Annotated in this window: 20 protein-coding genes; 7 read left to right on the top strand and 13 right to left on the bottom strand. The window is 58.8% G+C overall.

Annotated features, from left to right (window positions below; translation table 11 throughout):
* Positions 1-71: 71 nt before the first annotated feature.
* Positions 72-1457 carry a M18 family aminopeptidase gene (locus DWX25_RS01005; RefSeq protein ID WP_233505171.1) on the bottom strand — a complete coding sequence of 462 codons (1386 nt, stop codon included), beginning with the start codon at positions 1455-1457 and terminating at the stop codon, positions 72-74.
* A 161-nt stretch (positions 1458-1618) separates the two neighbouring features.
* Between DWX25_RS01005 and DWX25_RS01000 the strand changes: the two genes are divergently transcribed.
* The 4 genes from DWX25_RS01000 (at position 1619) to DWX25_RS00985 (ending at position 5996) form a co-directional block, all read left to right on the top strand.
* Positions 1619-2704, top strand: coding sequence for a carcinine hydrolase/isopenicillin-N N-acyltransferase family protein (locus DWX25_RS01000; protein ID WP_117798456.1), 1086 nt, complete (start codon positions 1619-1621; stop codon positions 2702-2704).
* A gap of 140 nt (positions 2705-2844) precedes the next feature.
* Positions 2845-3924 (top strand): 6-phosphofructokinase, encoded by a 1080-nt coding sequence (locus DWX25_RS00995; RefSeq protein ID WP_117798454.1) that lies wholly within the window; start codon positions 2845-2847, stop codon positions 3922-3924.
* Positions 3925-4292: 368 nt separating this feature from the next.
* Positions 4293-5231, top strand: a complete 939-nt coding sequence (locus tag DWX25_RS00990; protein WP_117798453.1) for a helix-turn-helix domain-containing protein — start codon at positions 4293-4295, stop codon at positions 5229-5231.
* Positions 5232-5675: 444 nt separating this feature from the next.
* Positions 5676-5996: a multidrug transporter gene (locus DWX25_RS00985; RefSeq protein WP_117734238.1), complete on the top strand. Its 321-nt coding sequence runs from the start codon at positions 5676-5678 to the stop codon at positions 5994-5996.
* A gap of 116 nt (positions 5997-6112) precedes the next feature.
* Here DWX25_RS00985 and DWX25_RS00980 read toward each other — a convergent pair whose 3' ends face one another.
* Positions 6113-8878: an ABC transporter permease gene (locus DWX25_RS00980; RefSeq protein ID WP_233505170.1), complete on the bottom strand. Its 2766-nt coding sequence runs from the start codon at positions 8876-8878 to the stop codon at positions 6113-6115.
* A gap of 5 nt (positions 8879-8883) precedes the next feature.
* Positions 8884-9585 carry an ABC transporter ATP-binding protein gene (locus DWX25_RS00975; protein WP_117743716.1) on the bottom strand — a complete coding sequence of 234 codons (702 nt, stop codon included), beginning with the start codon at positions 9583-9585 and terminating at the stop codon, positions 8884-8886.
* 317 nt (positions 9586-9902) lie between these two features.
* Here DWX25_RS00975 and DWX25_RS00970 point away from each other — a divergent pair, with 317 nt between their 5' ends.
* On the top strand, positions 9903-11138 hold the full coding sequence (locus DWX25_RS00970; protein ID WP_199412286.1) for a chloride channel protein: 1236 nt from the start codon (positions 9903-9905) through the stop codon (positions 11136-11138).
* Between the two features lie 206 nt (positions 11139-11344).
* Here DWX25_RS00970 and DWX25_RS00965 read toward each other — a convergent pair whose 3' ends face one another.
* From DWX25_RS00965 to DWX25_RS00955, 3 genes are all read right to left on the bottom strand, one after another.
* On the bottom strand, positions 11345-11923 hold the full coding sequence (locus tag DWX25_RS00965) for a methylated-DNA--[protein]-cysteine S-methyltransferase (protein ID WP_233503857.1): 579 nt from the start codon (positions 11921-11923) through the stop codon (positions 11345-11347).
* A gap of 403 nt (positions 11924-12326) precedes the next feature.
* Complete coding sequence (locus DWX25_RS00960) at positions 12327-13352, bottom strand: aspartate-semialdehyde dehydrogenase (protein WP_117743715.1); 1026 nt, start codon at positions 13350-13352, stop codon at positions 12327-12329.
* Positions 13353-13525: 173 nt separating this feature from the next.
* The gene (locus DWX25_RS00955; RefSeq protein ID WP_117743714.1) at positions 13526-14914 is read right to left on the bottom strand and encodes an aspartate kinase; all 1389 of its coding nucleotides are present in this window, start codon (positions 14912-14914) and stop codon (positions 13526-13528) included.
* A gap of 104 nt (positions 14915-15018) precedes the next feature.
* Here DWX25_RS00955 and thrC point away from each other — a divergent pair, with 104 nt between their 5' ends.
* Positions 15019-16536 carry a threonine synthase gene (gene thrC / locus DWX25_RS00950; protein ID WP_117635681.1) on the top strand — a complete coding sequence of 506 codons (1518 nt, stop codon included), beginning with the start codon at positions 15019-15021 and terminating at the stop codon, positions 16534-16536.
* A gap of 204 nt (positions 16537-16740) precedes the next feature.
* Positions 16741-17622 carry a homoserine kinase gene (gene thrB / locus DWX25_RS00945; protein ID WP_117563865.1) on the top strand — a complete coding sequence of 294 codons (882 nt, stop codon included), beginning with the start codon at positions 16741-16743 and terminating at the stop codon, positions 17620-17622.
* A gap of 288 nt (positions 17623-17910) precedes the next feature.
* Here the strand turns inward: thrB and DWX25_RS00940 are convergent, their stop codons facing one another.
* The 7 genes from DWX25_RS00940 to DWX25_RS00910 form a co-directional block, all read right to left on the bottom strand.
* Positions 17911-18609: a helix-turn-helix transcriptional regulator gene (locus DWX25_RS00940; protein WP_233505602.1), complete on the bottom strand. Its 699-nt coding sequence runs from the start codon at positions 18607-18609 to the stop codon at positions 17911-17913.
* Entirely contained in the window at positions 18575-19258 is a 684-nt protein-coding gene (locus DWX25_RS00935; RefSeq protein ID WP_117798452.1) for a DUF3990 domain-containing protein, read from the bottom strand. The genes DWX25_RS00940 and DWX25_RS00935 overlap by 35 nt, the downstream gene beginning before the upstream one ends.
* 93 nt (positions 19259-19351) lie before the next feature.
* On the bottom strand, positions 19352-19942 hold the full coding sequence (yihA, locus tag DWX25_RS00930) for a ribosome biogenesis GTP-binding protein YihA/YsxC (protein ID WP_006234871.1): 591 nt from the start codon (positions 19940-19942) through the stop codon (positions 19352-19354).
* Between the two features lie 39 nt (positions 19943-19981).
* Entirely contained in the window at positions 19982-20722 is a 741-nt protein-coding gene (gene mtnN / locus DWX25_RS00925; RefSeq protein WP_117798450.1) for a 5'-methylthioadenosine/S-adenosylhomocysteine nucleosidase, read from the bottom strand.
* Positions 20723-20800: 78 nt separating this feature from the next.
* Positions 20801-21919 carry a serine hydrolase gene (locus DWX25_RS00920; RefSeq protein WP_117763454.1) on the bottom strand — a complete coding sequence of 373 codons (1119 nt, stop codon included), beginning with the start codon at positions 21917-21919 and terminating at the stop codon, positions 20801-20803.
* 316 nt (positions 21920-22235) lie between these two features.
* Positions 22236-23054, bottom strand: coding sequence for a pyruvate formate-lyase-activating protein (gene pflA / locus DWX25_RS00915; RefSeq protein WP_117635676.1), 819 nt, complete (start codon positions 23052-23054; stop codon positions 22236-22238).
* Positions 23055-23242: 188 nt separating this feature from the next.
* A complete protein-coding gene (locus DWX25_RS00910) occupies positions 23243-24097 on the bottom strand; it encodes a DegV family protein (RefSeq protein WP_117743234.1) in 855 nt (284 codons plus the stop codon).
* Positions 24098-24371 lie beyond the last annotated feature (274 nt).

Here is a 24371-nt window from a genome sequence, read left to right as displayed (position 1 = left end):
GTCCAGCTGTTGGCGTTGCGGCATTTGCCCAGATAAAACCTGCCAAAATTAACATCCCTTTTTGGTAGGTTTTAGAGTTCCACGCTTTCGGCGCCGTTGATGGTTAGGTTTCGCTCGTAGAAGGCGGTGAGGGCGCGGATGGCGCACATCACATCGCGCACGCCGCCGGTCTCGTAGCTCGAGTGCATGGCCAGCTGCGGCAGGCCCACGTCCACAGCGTGCATACTCGCCTGCATGTTCGACAGGTTGCCCAGGGTGGAGCCGCCGGCCATATCGCTCTTGTTGGCGAAGGCCTGCGTGGGTACGTCGGCGTCATCGCAAATAGCCTGGAACACCGCGCGGCTAAAGGCATCGGTGCAGTAGTGCTGGTTGGCGGCCTCCTTGATAACGATGCCGCCGTTGAGCACAACCTGGTTGCGGGCGTCGCACTTCTCGGCGTGGTTGGGGTGCACGGCATGCGCGTTGTCGCAGCTCACGAGCATCGAAGCGGCAAGCGCACGGTGGTACGACTCGTCATCGAAGCCCAGCGATCCGTTAATGCGGCGCAGCGCGTCGGCCAAGAACGTCGACATGGCGCCTTGCTTGGTCTCGGAGCCAACCTCCTCGTTATCAAAGCAGCAGAAGACCGAAACGTCGTGCGCGTTCTCAGCTCCTAAAAATGCCTGCAGCGAGGTGTAGGCGCAGGCCAGGTCGTCGAGCTTGGGCGTCGAGATAAACTCGTCGGCCCAGCCCCAAATGCGCGCATCCTGGCGGTTGACCAGGAACAAATCGCGGCACAAAATCTGCTCGGGCTCAACACCCAGCTCGTCGGCGATCAGGGCGTCAAAGTCGCCCTGCTTAAGGTCGCCAGCGCTGATGAGAGGGCACAGGTCAACGGCTCGGTTGGGCGCAAAGCCCTCGTTAACGCCGCGGTTCATATGGATGGCAAGGCTCGGGATGATGGCGACTTCGCGCTCGGTAGCGAGCAAACGACTCTCAATACGGTCGCCCTCGCGTACCAACACGCGGCCCGCGAGTGCCAGCGGACGGTCGAACCAGGTGTAGTCGATCATGCCGCCGTAGGCCTCGGTGTTCAGGCGTAGCGTCTCGCCCGCGCCGTCGAGCTCGGGCACGGCCTTAACCTTAAACGTCGGCGAGTCGCTGTGCGACGCCGTCAGCTGAAAATGATAGTCACCGGCAACGCCGTCCTCGCCCCACGTAGCGGCCAGGTCCTCGCCCACTTTAAAGGCAACAACGCTCGAGGTATTGCGCTGCGTGTAATAACGCCCGCCCGGCTCGATGTCCCACGCCGCATTCTCGGGCAGATAGGTAAAGCCCGCCTCGTCGAGCTCAGCCATAATGGTCGCCGCCGTATGGAACATGCTGGGGCATGCCTCGATAAAGTCGATAAGGTCGTTGGCGGCCTCGATATCGTCGGCCGTCACATGCGCGCGCTCGGGCGTTTCCTGATCAGTCATGCTCTCCCCTTTCACTGGGCTGATGGTCCCCTCCAGCATACCCCGCCGCGCCAGTGCCGTGCCTTTCATTCCATGTTTAATCCCGCGCCGCTCGCCAAGTTGAGCCATCATGCCCGCACTCCTTTTGCGACAATTACGCTAACAGGGCGAAAGGAGCCGTCATGAAGCCACGTAACATTGCCATCGCCTGCGGTGTCGCAGGAGTCGCCGTCGGCCTTGCCGCTGCCACCGGCATCGTTTATCACAAACAAATCAAGTCTGCCACGTCACTCAAACGCTTGACCGGCTACGCGGATGGCTATGACCTGTACGCAATCGACATTGCCTACGACTACGATCTTGATCGCATCATCGCCACTGGCGTGCGCGACGACCAGGCCTACATCGATGCCGTTGTGGCACAGGTGCTGCCCGGTGTGCCGGCACATGTCCAGGCGCCCCAGTTTGCCTGCAGCGCTTTTGTCGCCGTAGATGCCGAAGGCCGCGTGCGCACCGGTCGCAATTACGACTTTAAGGACGACACCTCGGCGCTGCTGGTGCGTAATCACCCGTGCGACGGCTATGCCTCCATCGGGTTTGCCGCCCTTAACAACCTGGGCGATAACACTCCGCTTGACTCCGTCGGCGGACGCGCTGCGGCGTTGATGGGCCCGTTTGCCCAGCTCGACGGCGTCAACGAATGTGGCGTGTCCATTGCCGTGCTCACCCTGGATTCCAAACCCTGTGACCAGGACACGCAACGCCCCGTCATCAATACCTCGCTCGCCATCCGTCTGGTGCTCGACCGTGCCGCCACCACGCAAGAGGCCGTCAACCTGCTTTCCGCCTACGACATGCACGCCATGGCAGGACGCGATTACCACTTCTTTATCAACGACGCCGCCGGTGACGCGCGGGTGGTGGAGTGGGATCCGCGCGATCCCGACCGTGCATGCAAGGCGACGCCCGTACGCCAGGTCACGAACTTCTACGCCTGCTATGGTGATGAGGTGCTCCCCAACCAAAAGAACGGCGAGCTGGGCCATGGTAAAGAGCGCGCCGTCGCAATCGCCGATGTCCTCGACGCCCGTGCCGGCGCCCAAGACGAGGCAATCGCTTGGAAGGCCCTACGCGCTGCGGCGCAAGAGCCCAATCCGGAAGACATCACCAGCAACACGCAGTGGTCGGTCGTCTTTGACAACACCGAGCCCGCTGCCGCCATCACGCTGCGCCGCCACTGGGGCGACGTCGACGCCTTCGCGCTGTAAGGAGCCAGGCCCGTCGACCTTACGCTCGCCTGACGTTGCTTACATTTCTATACGCTTGAGCTAACACGTTTTACCCCTGTATCAACAGTGTGCGGGGGTAAACTTATGCGCATGTTATAACTTGCCCGGAAGGATTCATCATGCTTAGGATCGGTCTTCTTACCAGTGGCGGCGACTGCCAGGCGCTCAACGCCACCATGCGCGGCATTGTCAAAACGCTCATGACCAATAGCGAAGAGCCTATCGAGATCTATGGTTTTGAGGACGGCTACCAGGGCCTTATCTACAGCAGGTTCCGCGTTATGACTCCCGCCGATTTTAGCGGCATCCTCACCCGCGGCGGCACCATTCTAGGCACGAGCCGCACGCCGTTCAAGCGCCTGGACATTCCCGAGGCTGACGGCGTCGAAAAGGTGCCCGCGATGGTCCACACCTATCACAAGCTGCAGCTCGACTGCCTGTTTATGCTGGGCGGCAACGGCTCCACCAAGACCGCTAACCGTCTGCGCCAAGAAGGCCTCAACGTTATCGCTCTGCCCAAGACCATCGATAATGACACCTGGGGCACCGAGATGACGTTTGGCTTTACGAGCGCCATCGACGTCGCCACCAAGTGCATCGACGACATCCACACCACCGCCTCGAGCCACGGCCGCGTGTTCGTCATAGAGATCATGGGCCACAAGGTTGGCTGGATCCCGCTGTACGCCGGCGTCGCGGGCGGCGCGGATGTCATCTTGATTCCCGAGATCCCCTACGACATGGATAACGTCATCAAGACCATCGAGCATCGCATGGAGACCGGCAGCCGCTTTACCATCGTGGCCGTCGCCGAGGGCGCTATCTCCAAGGAGGACGCGGCGCTGTCCAAGAAGGAGTACAAGAAGAAGCTCGCCGAGCGTACGAGCCCGTCGATTGTCTACGACATCGCCAAGGAGATCGAGGCCAAGACCGGTCGCGAGACCCGCGTCGCCATCCCCGGTCACACGCAGCGCGGCGGTCAGCCCGACGCCCAGGACCGCATCTTTGCGACCCAGTGCGGCGTCGAGGCGGCACTGGGCTGCCTACGCGGCGAGTTTGGCTACATGATTGCCCTGCGTGACGGCAAGATGTGCCACATGCCGCTCGAGGAGGTCGCCGGCAAGCTCAAGTTTGTCGACCCCCAGAGCGACCTGGTGCGCGAGGCCAAGGCATTGGGCATCAGCTTCGGCGACGAATAGCCTCGGTCGAAACCCATCCCATCGGGCCCTCCGACCCCGCCCGACGTATTTCGATTTGGCTCCTCCCTTGACTCCGTCAAAGGTCGCCAATCGAAATCGTCGGGCGGGGTCGGAGGGCCCTGCGTTTACATACTCGCCGAGGCTATTCGTCTTCTTGCTGCAAGTGCGTGGGCTGAGATTTTGGGATGTTGCAGGCTCTTAGCTGAGAGTAGCACTGACATTTGTCCTGAAATGGCTGGTCGTTAGGGGTTGCTACCGGTAGTTGCGGTAGGGTTGGAGCAGATTCTAACTAGAAATGGTGGTCGCTACTGGTTGTTCTCGGCATACTCGGCTCATTCGATTACGGTCACCACATGAAAGGAACTGTTATGGATCTTGCGATGGCGCAGCAGCTCGTTGATCGCCGCAAGGCTGCCGGGCTTTCTCAGGAGGCGCTTGCCGCCCAGCTGGGTGTGAGTCGTCAGGCTGTCAGTAAATGGGAGCGCAGCGAATCCTCACCCGATACCGATAACCTTATTGCGCTCGCCGCGCTGTATGGCGTGTCGCTGGATGAACTGCTGTATGGAGAGGCGGTGGATAGCACTGATGACTCGCAGACTGATGATGAGGCACAGAACAGCAACGCCGGCACCAAAGCTCCAGATGAGGCTGAAGAGGCTGAGGCTTCTACTGAGCACGCTGATTGCAGCGATAAGCCACTTGTCGATATTTCCCTCGCGCGCGGCATCCACGTTATTGATCCCAACAAAGGCGAAGAGGTCCATGTTGGCTGGAGTGGCATCCATGTGGCTAACGAGCGCAAGGGTGAAGAGGTCCATGTGGGGCCAGGCGGATTGCATATCGATACGCTAGAGGACGATGGACATAACGTGCATACCAATGACGATGGCACCGTCACCATCGACGGCGAGACGTTTTCCAGCTGGAAGGAAGCACACGACAAGCTCGACCATCATGGCAAGCATTTCCACACCAAGGTCGGTCGTGCGTGGAACAAGTTTCCCTTCCCCGCACTTGTCGCTCTCGCCTATCTGGTGCTCGGCATTGTCTACGGCACATGGGGCATGGGGCTTTTCCTCGTCTTTCTGGTTCCCGTCTACTACGCGATTGGTGACTTCATCGATCGGCGCCACCTGTCTAAGCTGATCGAGGCCATCTACCCGGCAGCCGCCATCGCTTGGTTCCTCTACATGTGGCTCTGTTTGGGACAGCCCCATCCTGCATGGATCATCCTCATCACGATTCCCGTCATAAAGGCGCTCATGCGCTGGTGCCGCAAACAATGGAAGCACCGCAAACAGGCCTAACACGCTCCGACCCACCAGCACCCAACCACCCCCCGCCCTTCTCCTAAGTTGCGGTGAGATAGGGACTGTTTCGAAGTTCCAAAGCGCCAAACAGTCCGTATATCACCACAACTTACAAACAACTGGGTCAGTTCCGGCACGGAGATTAGCATTGAGCTGACCGCGCGCCAAGAAAAGGGCCTATTTACTACGTTTAACTCGAGAGGGCCGACCATACCCGCCTTTTCCGAAAAATGGCAAGCCCTCTACCTGCGGTTTTAATTTCATAATCTTTGTCATGGTCGAGGGTGTGGTAGCAAACGTAGTAGATAGGCCCGTTTTGTGGCATACGACCCATTCAAGCCCAATCTCGAAGGCTAAAGAGAGCCTCTCATCCACGCCTGGGAGCGAAAACCAAATAGAATGAAAGGCAAATGGAAAGCCCGTTTGACGAGCGGAGGACATATGCGCGACGTAGCCGAAAGCGACTGGAAGCTGTTTAAGAAAATGCTTCCTCAATGGCAAGAACGTTATATGGAAAAGCTCATCGCCCAGTACGTTGAGATGCTGAACGGCGACAGCGAAGCGTCCAGTAGATTTTGGGCATTAGAAGAGCGCCTCAATAGAGACAAGCTGTCCTCAGGCGTAATCGCAAACAACATTCGCCGCAGCACAATGCACCGCGAGATAGCCAATTTGCTTATCGACAGCGTGATCACCCTTGACGACCTTGACGGTTTTACCGAGGACATTAAGAGCTATGCGCAACGCTGGATTGGGCAGTAAGAGCACTGAACGACAGACCTCCCCAGCAAAACGGGGCAAACGCTGGGCCACCTAATGGTTGTCCGGCGTTCGCCCAGATAAAACCTGCCAAAATAACCCTGTCCCTTTTTGGCAGGTTACTCGGCGCTCTTGAGGGCGCCGACCATGTCGATCTTGTTGAGCGTTCGGTTGGTGGCGAGGTTGACGATGATCGTAAAGCCGAAGGAAAGCACCACGGCAAGCACATAGCTCAGCGGCTCGACTTCGACGTCAAAGTACAGCGACGGCATCTGCAGGATGTACGTAAAGCTCTCGGCAAGCAGGCCACCCAGCGGCACGCCCAGCGCGGCACCAATCGCCGTCAAAATCAGCGTCTCCTTGTTAACGTAGTGGTGCACCTCGCCACGACGGAAGCCCAGCACCTTGATAGTCGCCAGCTCGCGTTCGCGCTCCGAGATGTTGGTATTAGACAACGTAAATACCACCACAAACGACAGGCACGCCGCCATAAAGGTCACAAGCACCACGACCGAATTGATAATCGTAAAGTTTGCCTCATAGTTTTCCCAATGCTCGGCGGTACTCGACAGCGTAATCCAACCATCGCTCTTAAGACGGTTGGTAAACGCAATCTGATCGGCCGACGAACCCTTAAGCAGCGCAAGGATGCCGTTGAGGCGCGCGCTTCGACCGAACGCGCTCTCATAGGTGCTCTGCGTCATATAGAGCGTGTTGCCCAGATAGTTAAGCGAAATGTCGCTGACCTTGACCTTGGCGACGTTGAGTGACGAATCCTGGACATGTGCTGTGTCACCCGGCTTGATCCCCAGCACCAGCTGAGAGCTCTTGCTCAAATACACATCCCCGTCGCGCAGGGCGAGCGGTTCTTCGGACTCGTCCTCGAGACACACGTAGTCGTCCAGGTCGTTCGTGCGGTCATCGGGCACCACGATCAGTTGCACGGTCTCGCTCTTGCCGCCAAATGTAAAGGTGACGTTGTCGGTCATAATCGGCAGCGTCGAAGTCATGGTCACGTCGGAATCCTTGGCTGCGCTTCGCTCGTCGAGCGCCGCGCACGTCTGCGAAAAATCGTCGGGATTGGCGACCGCTAGCAGGTCATAGCGCGTGATATGCCCGTACTGCTTGGGCGAAAGCGCCACCGATGTATCGCGGATGCCCATACCGCAGATCACGAGCGCCGTGCAGCCCGCGATGCCAAAGATGGTCATAAAGGCGCGCTTTTTGTAGCGGAATAGGTTACGTGCAGCGACCTTATTTAAGAAGCCCATGCGGCGCCAGATAAAGCCTATGCGCTCGAGCAAGATGCGCGAGCCGGCGCGCGGGGCCTTGGGGCGCATGAGCGAGGCCGGGGTCTCGGCCATCTCGTGGCGGCAGGCGATAATCGTGGCGCCCACCACGCCCACGGCAAACAGCGCCACCGAAACGATCGAGGACACGATGTCGTACGAAAGCAGCATCTGGGGCAGCGAGTACATGTCGTCGAATACCGTAAACAAGAACAGCGGCAGGCCCACAAATCCAATGATGTTGCCCAGCACGCCGCCAATCAGGCAAGCCCACAGCGCATAGTCCACGTATTTGGACAGGATACGCCCGCGTGAATAGCCGAGTGCCTTGTACAGACCGATGAGCGTGCGCTCCTCCTCGACCATACGCGTGGCGGTGGTGAGACTGATGAGCACAGCGACGATAAAGAAGATGAACGGGAAAACCGTGGCGATGGCCTCAATCGAGGAGCTATCGCTCTCGACGCTCGAGTAGCTCGCGATGTTGCCGCGGTCCTGGATGTACCAGGTGCATTCGCCAAGGTCGGAAATCTCGGCGCGGGCATCGGCAAACTGCTGGTCGGCGGCGGCACGGCGCTGGTCCAGGTCGGCTTGCGCCTGCGCACGCTCCTCGCTGCCCTCGGCCATACGATCGATGTTGTCCTGTTCAATCCCAAAGAGCATATTCGCTTGGCGCTCGGCCGCATCCAAACTTGCCGGCGTATCGACCGTCAACTCTTGAGCACGTGCCTTTTCGCGTCCGTCGCGGATCTTATCGATATTGCCCTTGACCTCATTAATCTTTGTCGTGTAGGCATCCGAATAGGAATTGAGGCTCTTAGTCCCCTCGACGGTCACGTGAACCGCGGAGTAGGAAGAAGATGTCGCGGCATCCTCGCTCACATAGAACTTATAGTCCGCAGCCGAAGCAGCGCGAAAGGCATTGACGGTCGAGTCGGAACTCACATCGGTGGGGTCGAGGACCTCAGCCGTAATGGTGTAATCGCCTGCGGCGAACTGGTCCTTGGCACTTTGATTGGACGAGCTCGCGTCATTGGCGGCAAAACTCACGGTATCGCCGAGCTTTTTGCCCGAAGCCTTCAAAAAACGCGAGGTCACCGCGACCTCGCCGGCACGCTCGGGCAAATCGCCGCTCACCAGCACCGGCTGATCGATATTCTCCCTGGAAAGGCTCTGGACGACCACGCGCTCGCGCGTTGTACCCACGGCGGTGTAGGCGGTCTCGGTGTAGATGCCCTCGGCTGTCTCGACGCCGTCGACCTCTTGAATGGCCGCAAGATCGTCGCGCGTAAGGCCATAGGTCGACTGCACGTTAATGTCATAGACATTCTGCTGGTCAAAGTAGGCGTCAACCGAATCGCACAGGTCCTCGCAGCCCGCCTTAAGGCCACACATCACGCTCACGCCAAGCGCCGTGATGACCACGATGGACAAGAAGCGCTTAAGACTGCCTCGGATTGTGCGGTAGATGCCACGGCGAAACACCGTCGGCACCATGTCGTTTGAACTTTGGGCAGTGCGGTAGGTCGCGAACTCTCGGTCGCGACCGACGTGCTCCGTATCACGGTTTTGGCTGTTTTGGCGATCCTGGTCCATGGGCGCTACCACTCGATCGTCTCGATAGGTACAGGATTTTGCTGGACCGTCTCGCTCTCCACGCGGCCGCTCTTAAAGCGGATCAGGCGATCGGCCATGGGCGCCAGCGCGGAGTTGTGGGTGATGATAATGACCGTAATGCCTTGCTTGCGACAGGTGTCCTGCAACAGCTGCAGAATCTGCTTGCCGGTTTTGTAGTCGAGCGCGCCCGTGGGCTCGTCGCAAAGGAGCAGCTTAGGGTTCTTGGCCAGCGCGCGGGCAATGGACACGCGCTGCTGCTCTCCTCCCGAAAGCTGCGCGGGAAAGTTGGCGAGGCGCTCGCCCAGGCCGACCTGGCAAAGCGTTTGCTCGGCATCGAGCGAATCGGGGCAGATTTGCGCCGCGAGCTCGACGTTTTCGAGTGCCGTCAGGTTGGGGACCAGATTGTAGAACTGGAAAACAAAGCCGACGTCGGCGCGGCGGTATTCCACGAGCTGCGCCTCGTTGGCGGAGCTCACGTCGCGCCCGTCCACCGTCACGGTGCCGGAGGTCGCCGTATCCATGCCGCCCAGAATGTTGAGCGCCGTGGTCTTGCCGGCACCCGAAGCACCAAGAATGATGGCGAGCTCGCCGCGCTCGACCGTAAAGCTCGCGCCGTCGAGCGCGTGGATGCGGGCGTCGCCCTCGCCGTATGCCTTGATGACGTCTTTGAATTCAATATAGGCCATCGATTAATTCCCATCTGGTCGGATAACTCTTTAGTATTACCCATTTCCCACCCACCAAAAAGGGACAGGCTCATTTTGGCAGGTTTTATACGGGGGAATGGCGGGTGTGGGCGAGGCATTGAGGCTACCCAAGTCAACCATTTGACCCAAGCCTCGCCCACCGCTATGATGCCGCTTCGGAATGAATGTCTCCGCTGGGTGCGCTAGCTAAGCTGTCGCGTCACCCTAAACCGCCTTGTTGCTGATGACTTCTGCTGTTACGTGGTGCCTCCTAGGTATCACGCCGCGGCAGGAGTCTTTTTTGTTTTGGAGGAGAAGTGTCAGAAAGCAGCACATCGAGCAGGATTAAACGCCTGGTCAACACCTATAGCGGCCTCGTGCTTATGGGCGCTGTCGGAATCCCCGTCGGCATTATCGTTGGCGCCATCTGCGCGCTCTTTGGTCGCGTGCTTCTGGCGATTGGCACCTTCCGTGACGAGCACATCACTCTGCTCCTTCCCCTCCTCGCCCTCGCGGGCCTTGCCATCGTGTTTGCCTACCGCACTTGGGGCAAAGGCACCGAACGCGGCATGAACTTAGTATTCGACGTAGGCCACGGGCGCGAAGACGCTATCTCCCCGCGCTTGGTGCCGCTCATTATGCTGAGCACGTGGGGAACGCACCTCTTTGGCGGCAGCGCGGGACGCGAGGGCGTGGCCGTGCAGATCGGTGCAACCGTCTCACATTGGATCGGCCGACGTTTGCCTTTCCGCGACCCCGGCAACACGTTTTTGCTTATCGGCATGGCTGCCGGCTTTGCCGGACTCTTTCGAACGCCACTTGCAGCCACGGTCTTTGCTATCGAAGTGCTGGTCGCAGGACGCATGGAATACCGCGCGCTGTTTCCCGCGCTTACGGCCTCACTCGCAGCAAGTATGACCTCCGGCGCCCTAGGACTCGAGAAGTTCGAGGTCGCCGTTACCGCCTCGCATGCGCTCGACATCCCCGGTCTTGGACGGCTAGCGCTGTTGGGTATCGCGTTTGGTATGGTAGGCGGCGCTTTTGCCTGGTGCCTTGCCCATGCCAAGACCCTTGCAGCGCGGCTGTTCCCCAACCCTTACATACGCGTTGCCGTTATGGGCCTTGCACTGTCGGCGATTCTGTTCGTACTGTGGCAGGGGCGATACTGCGGCCTTGGCACAAACCTGATATCGGCAGCGCTGGACGACAACGGCAAGATTGCCATCATGCCTTGGGACTGGGCGCTTAAATTCGCACTCACCATCGCCACGCTTGCCGCAGGATATCAAGGTGGTGAGGTAACGCCGCTGTTCTCCATCGGAGCAAGCCTGGGTGTCGTGCTCGCCGGAATTCTCGGCATGCCCGTCGAGTTCTGCGCCGCGCTGGGCTACGCCGCCGTCTTTGGCGGCGCCACCAACACGCTGCTCGCGCCAATCCTTATCGGTTGCGAGGTCTTCGGTTTCGGTAATCTGCCGGCGTTCTTCATCGTCTGCGTTGTGGCTTACCTATTCAACATGGATAAGTCCATCTACGCCCTGCAGGAGCGGGCGTAGATCGATGTCCAGGCAGGTGGTCTCAACCGGAAACGGCGTCCCACTCTGAGGCTGTATTCCGGGGCACGGTTTCCGCTCGGGACGCCATTCGGAAAGCGCATCCCGCTTTATAACAGAATTCCGGAACGTGGTTTCCGTCTGAGCCTCCATTCGGAAAGCGTGTCCCGTTCTTTCACGGCATCTTGGCTATGCAAAGTGCTCGAGCGTTACTCCTCGTACGCGCCCTCAAGCCGCAGCAGCCACTCCTTGCGGTCAAGGCCGCCAGCATATCCGTTGAGCGAACCATCGGCGGCAACCACGCGATGGCACGGCACAATAATCGAAATGGGATTACGCGCGACCGCGGCCCCCACGGCACGGGGAGACACAACGGGTGCCTCATTTCCCGGCACACGATGTCGAGCCGCAACACGCTGGGCGATCTCGCCATACGTAGCGACCTCGCCACGCGGAATTGAAAGCAGCTCGTACCAAACTTCACGCTGAAACGCCGTGCCAATCATATGCAACGGCGGCGTAAACCGAGGCTCCTGCCCCGCAAAATAAGCATTCAGCCAAGCCCAGGAACGCTCAAGCACCGAAGAAGCCGCACCATTTGCCGGACTCACCGAAGACATCCCACCGGCACCAGAAACCGCATCGGCACCTACGACATACTCCGCATCCTCTTTGAGCAGCGTAGAGCCAAAGTGCTCCTGCCTCTCAAACCAAAGCCCCGTCAAACCGCGGCCATCAGCGGCAAGCAGGATTTCGCCCAAAGGCGAAGCAAACGTCGTCGTGACCACCAGCGGCTCCTTTCAAAACTCCGCAACATAATACCGCGAATTGTGCAGACAACCCCAATCGACCCCAAAGTCACCCAAGGCGGCAGGCGCGAACGCGCCGCAGCTGCCGGCCGAGCCCCACAGTCCCCAAAGGCGGCAGGCGCGAAGCGCCAAGGCCGCCGCCGGGACCAGGGCCCGCAACAACCACGTGCCCCCACATCAGCCCAACGGCCCCAACCAACAACGGCCCCATCGCAGGCCGCGCGCAGCAGCGTCACCGCAGGCGGGGGCCGGGTTTAGTTTTCAGAACACTCCGCAGACCAGTGTGGCGCCTTGTCCGCGGCTCCGAAGGAGCAGGACAAGGCGCCACACATGGTCGAGGACGTTCTGAAAACTAAACCCGGCCCCCGCCGGACAGGTCAACCTACTCGCAGAGCAGCTTAGCGATCTGGACGGCGTTGGTTGCCGCGCCCTTACGGATTTGGTCGCCGCAGCACCAGAAGGTGATGCCACGTGCGGCCTCGGGGTTCGAGATATCACGGCGCACGCGACCGACCCAGATCAGGTCCTGGTCGGAGGTGTCCATCGGCATGGGGAAGCGATCGTGTGCATCCTCGGCACCCAGATCGTCAACCAGCTTGACGCCCGGAGCGGCGGCAAGCGCAGCACGGGCCTCTTCCACCGTGATGTCGCGCTCGAACTCGAGCGTAATGCTCTCGGAGTGCGAGCGCAGCACGGGCACGCGCACGCAGGTGCAGTTCACGCGCAGCTCGGGCAGGTGCATGATCTTGCGGCCCTCGTTTTGCAGCTTCATCTCCTCGGAGGTAAAGCCCTCTTCCTTGACGCCGCCAATCTGCGGAATCAGGTTGCTCGCCAGCTGGGCGGCAAATGCACGCGGCTCGGGAATCTCCTCGCCACGGCCCAGAGCGGCCAGCTGAGCCTCGAGCTCGGCCATACCGGGAGCGCCAGCACCCGAAGCTGCCTGATACGTGGACACGATCATGCGCTTCACGCCGGCGAGCTGATGTAGCGGCCACGTAGGAACCAGACCGATGATGGTCGCGCAGTTGGGGTTGGCGATCAGGCCGTGGTGCCACTTAATGTCATCGGCGTTAATCTCGGGCACGACCAGCGGCACCTCGGGATCCAGACGGAAGGCGTGGCTGTTGTCGACCACAACGGCACCGCGCTTGACGGCCTCGGGCAGCAGCTCCTTGGCGATATCGTCGCCGGCAGCGCCGAGTACGATGTCGCAGCCCTCAAAGGCCTCGGGGCAAGCCTCTTCGATCACAACCTGCTCGCCGCGGAACTCAACGGTCTTGCCCGCAGAGCGCGCGCTCGCCAGCAGCTTGAGCTTACCGACCGGAAACTCCTGCTCGTTGAGGCACTCGAGCATCTGGGTGCCCACAGCTCCCGTCGCGCCCAAAATAGCAACCGTGTACTGTTTCATGCTTCCCCCTTTAAAGGTTGTAGCTATCGCCCGCACGCCAAGCAGGCCGGATATTCTTGCCCAGTTTATACAAGAACGGGGCGGATACAAAACCCGCCCCGTCGAAACGAAACCGAAACGAAACGCCCGGCAGTAGATTTTTGGGACATCCTAAAAATCTACCGGGACGGAAACTACTTGTGGAGTGCGGCCAGAGCGGGATCGACCGGCGCAGGAGCCTCCAGATCGGAGACCTTCACAATGCCGTTCTCGTCGGAGAAGGCTCGGTAGATGGTCTGAATCGCCAGGTCAAAGTCCTTCTCCTCGACACCGATAATGATATTGATCTCGTCACAGCTCTGCGAAATCATGCGCACGCTCACGCCGGCCTGGCCGAGCATGCCAAACAGATGGCCCGAGATACCTGCACGACCGCGCAGGTTACGACCGACGGTAGCAATAAGTGCCAGACCCTCAACCACCTCGATCTCGAGCGGCTCGACTTCCTGTTGAATGTCGCCCACAAGCGAGTACAGCGAATCGTGCACATCCTGCTCCTGCACCACGGCGCCAAAGCGATCGACGCCGGTGGGCATGTGCTCAACGGAAACGTCATAGCGCTCGAACACCGAAAGCGCGCGGCGCATAAAGCCGACGCGGGGCTTGGTGCGGTCGCGGGCCACATTGATGGCGACAAAGCCGCGCTTGCCGGTCACGCCGGTAATGATGGGCTCTGCCTCGCCCTCGTCAGCCGTCTCGCTAATGATGGTGCCGGGGTCCTGCGGCGCATTGGTGTTCTTGATGACCAGCGGAATACCCGCCTCACGCACAGGAAACACGGCCTCCTCGTGCAGGACGCTTGCGCCCATGTACGAAAGCTCGCGCAGCTCCTCGTAGGTAACGCGGGCGATGGGCTGCGCCTCGGGCACAATACGCGGATCGGCAGAATAGAAGCCCGAAACGTCGGTCCAGTTCTCGTACAGGTCGGCACCAAGGCACTTGGCCAAGATCGAACCCGAGATATCGCCGCCGCCTCGATCAAGCAGCTTAATCTGGCCCTCACGCGTCGCGCCATAGAAACCGGGCATAACAAAGCCGCCCTGCTGACCGTACTCCTGCACCAACTCGGAGGTGCGGTTCATGCTGAGCGTACCATCGTGATGGAATGCAACGACCGTCGCGGCGTCCAGGAACGGCAGGCCCAGGTACTCGGCCATCAGGCGAGCGGTGAAGTACTCGCCGCGGCTCACAAGCTCCTCAGTGGAGTAGCCACCGGAGCGAGCACGCTCGGCAAAGGCCGCAAACTCTTCGCGGATGGGATAGGTGAGCTCCAACTCGTCAGCGATATCAAAGTAGCGCTGGCCAATGTCCTCGAGCAGTTCCTCGCACGACACGTGGTACTTAACGTGCGCGTTAACCAGGTAAAGCAGGTCGGTCACCTTGGTGTCGCCCTTAAAACGGCGACCGCAGGCAGAAACCACCACAAAACGGCGGGCAGGGTCGGCATCGACGATGGCCTTGATCTTCTTAAAGTGTTCGGCGTCGGCGACCGACGAGCCGCCAAACTTGGCAATCTTAATCATGGGCTGGAGGTTACCTTTCTAAAAAGCCTCTGCGAACCTATTTTGCGCGCTCTGATACCATGGTTTCACCGATTGGGACCAAGGCATCCGAGGAGCAGTGTTATATGGGAACTTATCATAGTACACGAGGACGCACTTTATCGTGCTCAAGTAAGGTGGCAATCCGTACTGGCATCGCTCCCGACGGGGGTTTGTTTGTCTCGGACGAGCTCGGCACCCAGCAGGTCGATATCAGCTCGCTTGCAGATAAATCGTACTTTGAAATCGCTCAAGATGTGTTGGGAATGTTACTGAATGATTACACGGCCGAAGAAATTTCGGCGTGTGTCGACGAAGCATACCGCGGCACGTTCGCGAGCGAAGAGGTTACGCCGCTCGTCAAACTCGATGCCGCACCGGGCGCCGACGCCCCTCAGACCTATGTGATGGAGCTCTTTGGCGGCCCCACGAGCGCCTTTAAGGACGTCGCCCTGCAGATGCTCCCCCGCCTGATGGCCCGCACCTCCGCCAAAGAAGGCGGCGCCGAGCGCATCATGATCGTCACCGCCACGTCAGGCGACACGGGCAAGGCCGCACTCGCTGGTTTTGCCGATGCTCCGGGCACGGGCATTACCGTCTTTTATCCCGAGGGCAAGGTCAGCCGCGTCCAGAATCTGCAGATGTCCACACAGGAGGGCGACAACGTCGCCGTCTGCGGTATCCGCGGCAACTTTGACGACGCCCAGAGCGCCGTCAAACGCATCTTTGCCGATAAGGAGCTGGCCGAGCGCCTGGAGGCCGCCGGCACGGTGCTTTCGAGCGCCAACTCCATCAACGTCGGCCGCCTGGTGCCGCAGGTCGTCTACTACTTTGCCGCCTATGCGCAGCTGCTGCGCGCCGCCGCTATCGAGGCTGGCGACGCCGTAGAGTTCTGTGTGCCCACCGGCAACTTTGGCGATATCTTGGCCGGCTACTACGCCAAGCGCATGGGTCTGCCCGTCGCCAAGCTCGTCGTGGCGAGCGACAAGAACAACGTGCTGGCCGACTTCCTGACCACCGGCGTCTACGACCGCAACCGTCCGTTCTTCACGACCATCTCGCCGTCGATGGACATCCTTATCAGCTCCAACCTGGAGCGTATGCTCTACTTCCTGTCCGATGGCGACTGCGAGCTCGTTGCCGGCCTTATGGAGCAGCTGGCACAGACCGGTCGCTACGAAGTGCCCGCCGAGCTGCTGGCCAAGATCCAAAGTGTGTTTGGCTGCGGTTGGGCCAGCGAGGACGAGGTCCGCACTGCCATCAAGAGCTGCTGGGACGCCAACGGCTACGTGATCGACCCGCACACCGCTTGCGGCTATCACGTCTTTGAGCAGGTCGCCCCCGCCGAGGGCGCCAAGGTCCGCGTGCTGCTTTCGACCGCCAGCCCCTACAAGTTCCCGCGCGCCTGCTGCGACGCCCTGGGCCTCGACGTTCCCGAGGACGACTTTGAGGCCATGCGTGTGCTCGAGCAGGCCACCAACACGGTCGCCCCGACCCAGCTCGCCGAACTCGAATCCAAACCCGTCCGCTTCGAAGACGTCTGTGACGTCGATGAGATGGCCAACTACGTAGAGTCTGCAGCAAAAAAGATGACTACCAACTAAAACCCCTTATAAGGCGCCGGCGAAAGCCGGCGCGCCTTCTTCCATCAGATAGCCCCCGGGATGATGACGAACGCGCACAGCGTGCCTGGTTGTTTAGTTCGTCGCGAGTTCCGCACGCAAAGGAAAGCACTTAATGTGCTTTCCGTCTTGCGCAGGACTGCCCGAGCAGCGAACTAAACAGCCAGGCACGCCAGGAGGACTCACATGATCAAAATCACCGTCCCAGCAACAAGCGCCAACTTGGGTATTGGCTACGATACCCTCGGCATGGCCGTCAGCCTCTACTCGCACTTCACCTTCGAGCGCGCCGACAAACTCACCATCACGGGCTGCCCCGAGGAGTTCCAAAACGAGAATAACCTGGTCTATGTGAGCTTTGTCGATGCTCTGGCCGCCTGGGGCGAGCCGGCATTCCCCGTCGCTATCGACATTCAGACCGACGTGCCCGTCGCCCGCGGCCTGGGTTCCAGCTCCACCTGCGTCGTCGCTGGCATCATGGCTGCCGCCGCGCTGACAGGCCACACCGTCGACCGCGCCGAGCTCGTCCGCATCGCCACCGAGGTCGAAGGCCATCCCGATAACGTCGCCCCCGCTATCCTGGGCGGCGCCGTCTGCTCCTTTACGCCAACCGATTCGCTTCCCCAGTGCCTGCGCTATGAGGTGAGCGATCGCTTGCGTTTTATTACCGTGATTCCGCCCTACGAGGTGCACACGAGCGAGGCGCGCAAAGTCGTGCCGCAGGAGATTCCGCTCTCCACCGCCGTGTGGCAAATGGGCCGCATCGCCGGCATGACGCGCGGCCTGGAGACCGGCGACCTGGACCTTATTGCCGCCGCCAATGACGACCGCATCCAGGAGCCCTATCGTCGCCGCTTGATCCCCGATTACAACGCCGTGCGCGACACCTGCCTGAACGGCGGTGCCAAGACCATCTGGATCAGCGGTTCGGGCTCAACCCTCATGGCCGTAACCGATGACACCATCGTAGCCAAGTTCCTGCAGGTCAAGCTGCGCGAGCAGTTCCCCAAGTGTGAGACGCATATTCTGACGTGCGACACCGAGGGCGCTCAAATCGAGTACCTGTAGACATCGCCGATCGGTCTGTCCGGGCCATCCAGGGGCTTCCCCTTAAAAACGTCCTCGCACTTGAGGCCCGCTTATCCTGCTCCTTCGGAGCTGCGGATAAGCGGGCCTCGTGCTGCGGAATGTTTTTAAGGGGATGCCCCTGGGTGGCCCTATGGTAACGTGACTGGCGATGTCTACAGGGACCCACGCTTTGAAGGGGCGCCAGGCTGAAATTATGGCTTTTTATTGGTAGGGGCTCTTGATAGGCTGGAGCACTTACTAGTGACAGGCTTCGACTATGTGCTTGGCTTAGGCTGCGCTGGGTTCTTTGTATTCGAAGACTGGTTCTAGGAGGTCTTCGATGTTGCAGTGGAGGGCTTTTGCTATGGCTCTTACGCTTGTTACCGAAGCTTCGTTGATGTTTCTCTGGCGCTGTTCGTACATTTGGATTGAGCGGAGTGATACGCCCGATTCGTATGCTAGGTCTTGTTGGGTTTTCTTAAGCTTCTTTCTTGCTAACGCAAGTTTTGTTTGCCTGGACGCTTTTTTCGCCATATCGCAGACGAGACGAGCCACGCGTTCCTCCGAGGCTTCGTGCCAGGGGTAGTACAGACTGCGTAGCACATCGAATGGAACGACATGCAGCAAATCTTCGAAAGACTCTCCTAGGCGCCACTGCAGGTATGCCAGTATCCAGCCCGCCCAATATTCCGGCGTCTTCTCAAATCGATAGGCGCAGTCCGGTATAGGCCCGTTTTGGTAGCCCGACCTTTCGGCGATAAGCGCGAACAGCTCAACGCCCGATTTTCCCGACACTACCCATGCGTTGCCGCGTTCGAACTCGCGAGCTACGCCGCTCAGGCAAAAGAGTTCAGCAACTTCCGATCCTTCTGCTCCGTAATCGTTAACGGCATAGTCGAAGCAATCCCCGAGGTTGTTCATTGCGTCCTCAAGGTAATAGACGGGATATGTCCTACTCGGCCCACGATCCGTTAACTCTTGGATCATTTAAATCAACCCTCCCTGACATCAAATCCCTAATGTCGACACCCTCGGTGTCAAATCCGTTTACCGTATCCAGGTACTTACGTCGAGCGTTCTGTTCTCGCTCAAATCGTTTGGGATAAAACTCAGCTCCCGAGGCCTGCTTCCAATCGCGAAACCTGATCGCCGAGAACGCGCGCTCACTCATAAGCGCATATTGAATGCCCAAATCCCCCAAAAACATAATGCGCTGCAATTGCCTGAGCGAAATCATGCCGTTAACGAACTGTCTTGCAAACGAAAAGTAGGAATCGTCAGCGCGATAGCCTCGAATAACGTCATAGGGAGAAATATCAATCAGGCAGTTGTCCAGCAAATACCGAAGTCCTTCGCGTGCCAGCGGCGTCGAGACATTAAACTCCCGGTTGTCGGCCAAAATCGCAAGCCAATTGAGGATTGAGAACTCCCCAGACTCTAAATCCAAGACCGAAAGGCCATCTAAATCAAGCTCATATCGATTGGCAATGCCATCAGACTCGGTCCGGCATGCCCATTCCATTGCCATTTCCTCATGTGGTGTGCAATAAAACCCGCGCCCATAGTCATTGAATTGCCTGCATTTATCCAACGATGGATGCTCGACAACAACCTCCGACCCGTGCCAAAGCTCCATATCGACCTCCTAAAAATATCACCCCAGTGATAGTTTACCAATAACTATCACTGGGGTGATATAGATGAGAGCTTTTGAGGGGCTGCAGCCTTACTAGAGGCAAGCCTCGGCGATGCGCTTTTTTAGTTCGTCGATGCCGGTGCCGGTCTGGGAGCTCGTGATGATTACGTTCTCGGCCGGGACGTTGAGCTGCTTCTTGATGGCCGCTGCCTGACGGGCCTGCTGGGTACGGCTGAGCTTGTCGGCCTTGGTGAGGCAGACGATAAAGTTGAACTCGTTGCCCTGCAGGTAGTCGATCATATCGTGATCGAGCTTGCTGGGGTCGTGGCGAATGTCCACCAGCGACACAACCAGGTTAAAGCTGCGCTCGGAGTCGAAGAAGTCGCCGATAAGCTCGGCCCAGCGGTCGCGCTCGGCCTTGGAGCGACGGGCGAAACCGTAACCCGGCAGGTCCACAAAGTGTACGTCGTCGGCCTCGAAGAAGTTGATGTTGCTCGTCTTGCCCGGCGTGCTGGAAACCTTGACCAGGTTCTTGCGGCCAAAGAGCTTGTTCATAATCGACGACTTGCCCACGTTGGAGCGGCCGACAAAGCTCACCTCGGGGCAGGTGGACTCGGGAATCTGCGAAACCTTGCCGTAGCTGGCGACGAACTTGGCAAGCTGGTAGTTAATGGAATCGGCCATGGACACTCCTTGGTCGTAGGTTTTTACAAAACGGGCGTGCTATTGCGCGGCGGCGATACGACGAACGATGTCAAGCGTGATGCCGCTCGCGGTGCGAGCGTACTCATCCAGATCGAACTCGCGCTCGCAAAACGCGTCATATGCCTCGTCGCAATTATCGCTGATAGCGCGCAGCACCAGGCAATCGACACCATTCTTGGCTGCGATGTGCGCAATTGCCGCGCCCTCCATCTCGACGCAATCGGCATGCGTGGCCTCAATCGCAGCGTTACGCATGGCGTCACCCGTAACAAAGCGGTCACCCGTGGCGATAGTGCCACACAGGAACTGCTTGGGGTCCTTCTCCGCAGCCGCCACATCCAGCGATACGTCCACAAACCCATGCTCGGCAAGCACGGCGGCGGCAACATCAGCCAACGCCGGCGTCGAGACAAACTCCTCGAGCCCCGGCGCCGACTCGGCGATGAGCGCCGTGTCGGTATCGAGATAGCGCAGGCACTTGCCTATAACCACGTCGTTAATATGGAGCTTAGGATTTAGGCCGCCCGCAATGCCCGAAAACACAACGGCCTGCGGGGCATATTTGCTGATGAGATGCTGCGTTGCCGCCGCGGCGTTCACGGTACCCATGCCAGCGGTCGTAGCGACAACTGACAAACTGTCGAGCTCGCCGCTCACAACGGTCAAGCCTGCCTCCCGTGCCTCGCAAACGTCGCTCAGCTCTTCCTTAATCTGCATGATCTCTTTTTCGAGCGCACCGATAATCGCGATGGTAGCCATACCATTCCCCAAACCTATACGAAATTCTCAACCAAGGTATGGTACCAGCATTTTGTTTGACCTCGCCAAACGAACACGCTAAGCCAGTGCAGCTCGCGTATCAAACAGAGCCTTTGCAATCGCAGCCGTAACCTCGCTCGAACGGTCACTCCATGGCATCGATGTCATGACGCTCATGACATAGGTACGGCCATCGATGTCGATGAGGCCTGCATCGCATGTCGAATAGTAACCATCCTCGCTAATCCAGCCTGCCTTGTTGCGCACCAAAACCTGCTCGTCCGCAATGCCATCGCGAATAAACGAGCGCGATGTTGATGCCAGAAGGCCCGACAACCACTGTGAAGTCTCGGTATCCATGCTCAGATACTCGCTCATCTCACGCCATAACCTCGCAGAAGTGCGCGGGCAGTAGGTCGGAAAATCACTCATCGGATCCAGTGCCGTATCGTAATCGATGCCAAGGCCGACAATCCAATCCTCGTAACCGACACGGTCAAACGCCGCACGTAACGCAATAAACGAATCGTTGTCTGAATAAACGACCGCAGCCTCGATCAAGTCGCGTACCGTCTGCCAACCCATGTTGTAGCCACCATAGGTGCCAAGGGAGTCATCGAGTGAAACCTGGCCCGTCTCGACCAGAGATTCGCAAATGTACAACGCATAGAGTGCCTTGTAGCTACTCGCACCGTACACCTCGACATCAGCGTTATACGTCACGCCCTTACCGCCCGACAGGTCGTAAAACACCACGCCCACATCGCCCAGCTCCTGCGCCTGGTCAAGCGCATTCTGGAGTGCGGCGAGGTTCTCATCCTCCAGGGCGAGGATCTGGTCATCAACCAGTGAGAAGGTCTGCACGGTATCGCCTGAGGGAATATCGTTAAAGTCCGCCTTCGAAAGCCCCGTCTTGAGGTTCGCTGTCGACAGGGTTTGACTTGCGGTGACTTTAGATTCAGAGACCTTTTTGTTTTGCGTCTGTACCGTTGACGCATCTGAGTGTGCCATTCGCTCCGACGCGTAGGTTTTGGCGGTAATTCCGAGGATAATAACCGCCGACGTTAGCATCCCAATGGCGGCAATCTTCCTCACGCGGATGCGAGTGTCGGCAAGGCCACGCGAAGACGTGTCCTTCGTCTTATATCTGCTGCCATGCTGCGGCACATACTCGTCCCGCGATGCGATGTTTCGCACGTGGTCTCCTGACTGCTACCGTTTATATACGAGCAGCATGATACCGAGCAGGCATTTCTTTCCAAAGATATTCAGTGGCGTTTAAGGTGTCTTTAAAGAAACCACAAGCGTTTCTATGCATTTTTGCCAATTCTGTTGCACATCTCTACCCAAAACGCAGTTGCGGTGAAATAGTTCCTGTTTGGACGGCATAAGCCGAAAAACAAGAACTATTCCACCGCAACTTGACGGGGCTCTTTGGCAATCAACTTGGTGCCCAGGGGTACTCATTTAAGTCTGTCCCCAATGAGTGCCTTTGGGGAGCGAAAATGGCTCGCTAGCCGATGGCGTTTTTGAGTTCGGCGCGGCGCTTTTTCATGCCCGTCATGACGGCGTTGCGCAGCTCGGGCATGCGCGCGGTATCCATCTGGGGCACGCCCTCAAGCTTATAGGGAATGCCCAGTTGCTCGTACTTGGCGACACCCATGGTGTGATACGGCAGCATTTCCAGGCCCACCACGTTGTGCCATGGAGCGATCAGACGACCGAGCGCCTCGCACTCCTCCACCGTGTCGGTAATGCCGGGCACCACCACGTGGCGGATAACGACCTTGATCTTGCGACGTGCAAGCTCATCGCCAAACGCCAAGATGCGTGCGGGATCGCAACCGGTCAGCTTTTTATGCTCAGCCGGATCGGCATGCTTGATGTCGAGCAGCACCATGTCGGTCTCGTTGAGAACGGCATCGAACTTCTCGGGGTGGTTGGGATCGAACGCATAGCCGCAGCTGTCCAAGCAGGTATGCACGCGGCCGTCGGGGTTGTTGTGCATTGCACGGAACAGGTCGGCCAAAAACTCAGGCTGTAGGAGCGGCTCGCCGCCGGACACCGTAATTCCGCCGCTGCGATAGAACTCGTGGTTACTCTGGAACTCATCCATGAGGTGCTCGACGGTCACCATCGTGCCGCCGTTGACCGACCAGGTATCGGGATTGTGGCAATACGCGCAGCGCATGGGACAGCCTTGGACAAACACCACAAAGCGGATGCCGGGTCCGTCGACCGTTCCCATCGTCTCGATTGAATGCACGCGGCCAAGGGCAAACGCAGAGTCCTCGGGACGAGCGTCCACACCCTCAAGCGTCATTTCTGCCATTCGCGCTACCTTGCCTCTCCTTGGGTGCAACCAATTAAAATGCCAGAGCCATTCTAGCCCATACGCATGATGGTGAAATGGTTTAGCGGTCAATTGGATTGTTCTATTTGACCCCACGCAAGAGCGGCGGGAGGGTTATCGCAACCCGCCCGCCGCCGTGGCAATAGAAATCGATAGACGCCAGGCCTTTACGCCTTGAGTGTGAGCACCGCGCCGAAGGCGGTCGGGCCGCAATGGCTCGAGATGACGCCGCCGACCTGAGTCCAGGTAACGTCCTTAAAGCCCAGGCCGTGCGCATAGACTTCCATGTCGTCGCGCAATTCCTCGGAAAGGCCTACCGAATACGCCAGGCCAATATGCGAGTAGTCGATCTCGCCCTTCTCTACCATGTGATCAATAAAGGCACGGGCGCACTTGAGCATAGAGCCGCGGAACTTCTTGGTCGCCACGAACTTACCACCCGTCACCTCAATGCAGGGCTTAATCTTGAGCAGATGGGCGCCCAGGAACGCGACGTTGGACAAGCGACCGCCCGCCTTAAGGAAGGCAAGGTCCGTAGGAACAAAGCCCAGCAGCACGCGGTCCATGACGGAGTTCGTAAATGCAAAGATTTCGTCGACGGTGACATCGGGGTGAGCCTCGATGTATTTGGCGGTCTCGACGACAACGAGCGACTGGCCCACCGAGACAAAGCGCGTGTCCATGGAGAACACGTAGTCGCGCCCCTGAGCCGCAATCTTAGAGGACTGATGCGAACAGGTCGTGGCCTCGGAATATGCAAGATGCAAAATAGTCGCGTCGGGTTGCTCGGCATGGATGCGGTCGTACACATACGCAAAATCCGCTGGCGAACAGCCACTGGTCTTGGGCATCACACCAAACTCGTTGCAGCGCGAATAAATCTCGAGCGGATCGATCGAGCCGTCCTCGACGGTCTCGTCACCAATCGTGACATGCATGGGCACGCGCACGATGCCGTAGCGCTCGCAGAGCTCTGGCGTCACATCCGACCCAGACTCAACCACGATTACATACTTGCCCATTCTTATCACGACCCATCTCGACGTTGGTTTTTTAATATATGACGCACGTCCACCGTCCTGCTGTAGAACGGCCTCCAAGCGCCAAAGAGACGCCGTCCCTTGCACACAACAAAGGACAGCGTCTCCCTGGAAAACTCCGTGCTTATCTGAGATTCTACACGGTTTATTAAGGAGTGTTACTTATTCCGCAAACGGTCGCTATACGCGATAAGCGGTAGCTGGCCGCGGCAACTGCGACACATTCCGCCCAACAAGTCCAATCGTGCTCCATGCA

The organism is Collinsella sp. AF18-8LB (assembly GCF_003459795.1).
In the GTDB taxonomy this organism is placed as follows: Bacteria; Actinomycetota; Coriobacteriia; order Coriobacteriales; family Coriobacteriaceae; genus Collinsella.
Note: the sequence above shows the minus strand (reverse complement) of the source record. Positions and strands in the feature narration are given on the sequence as shown.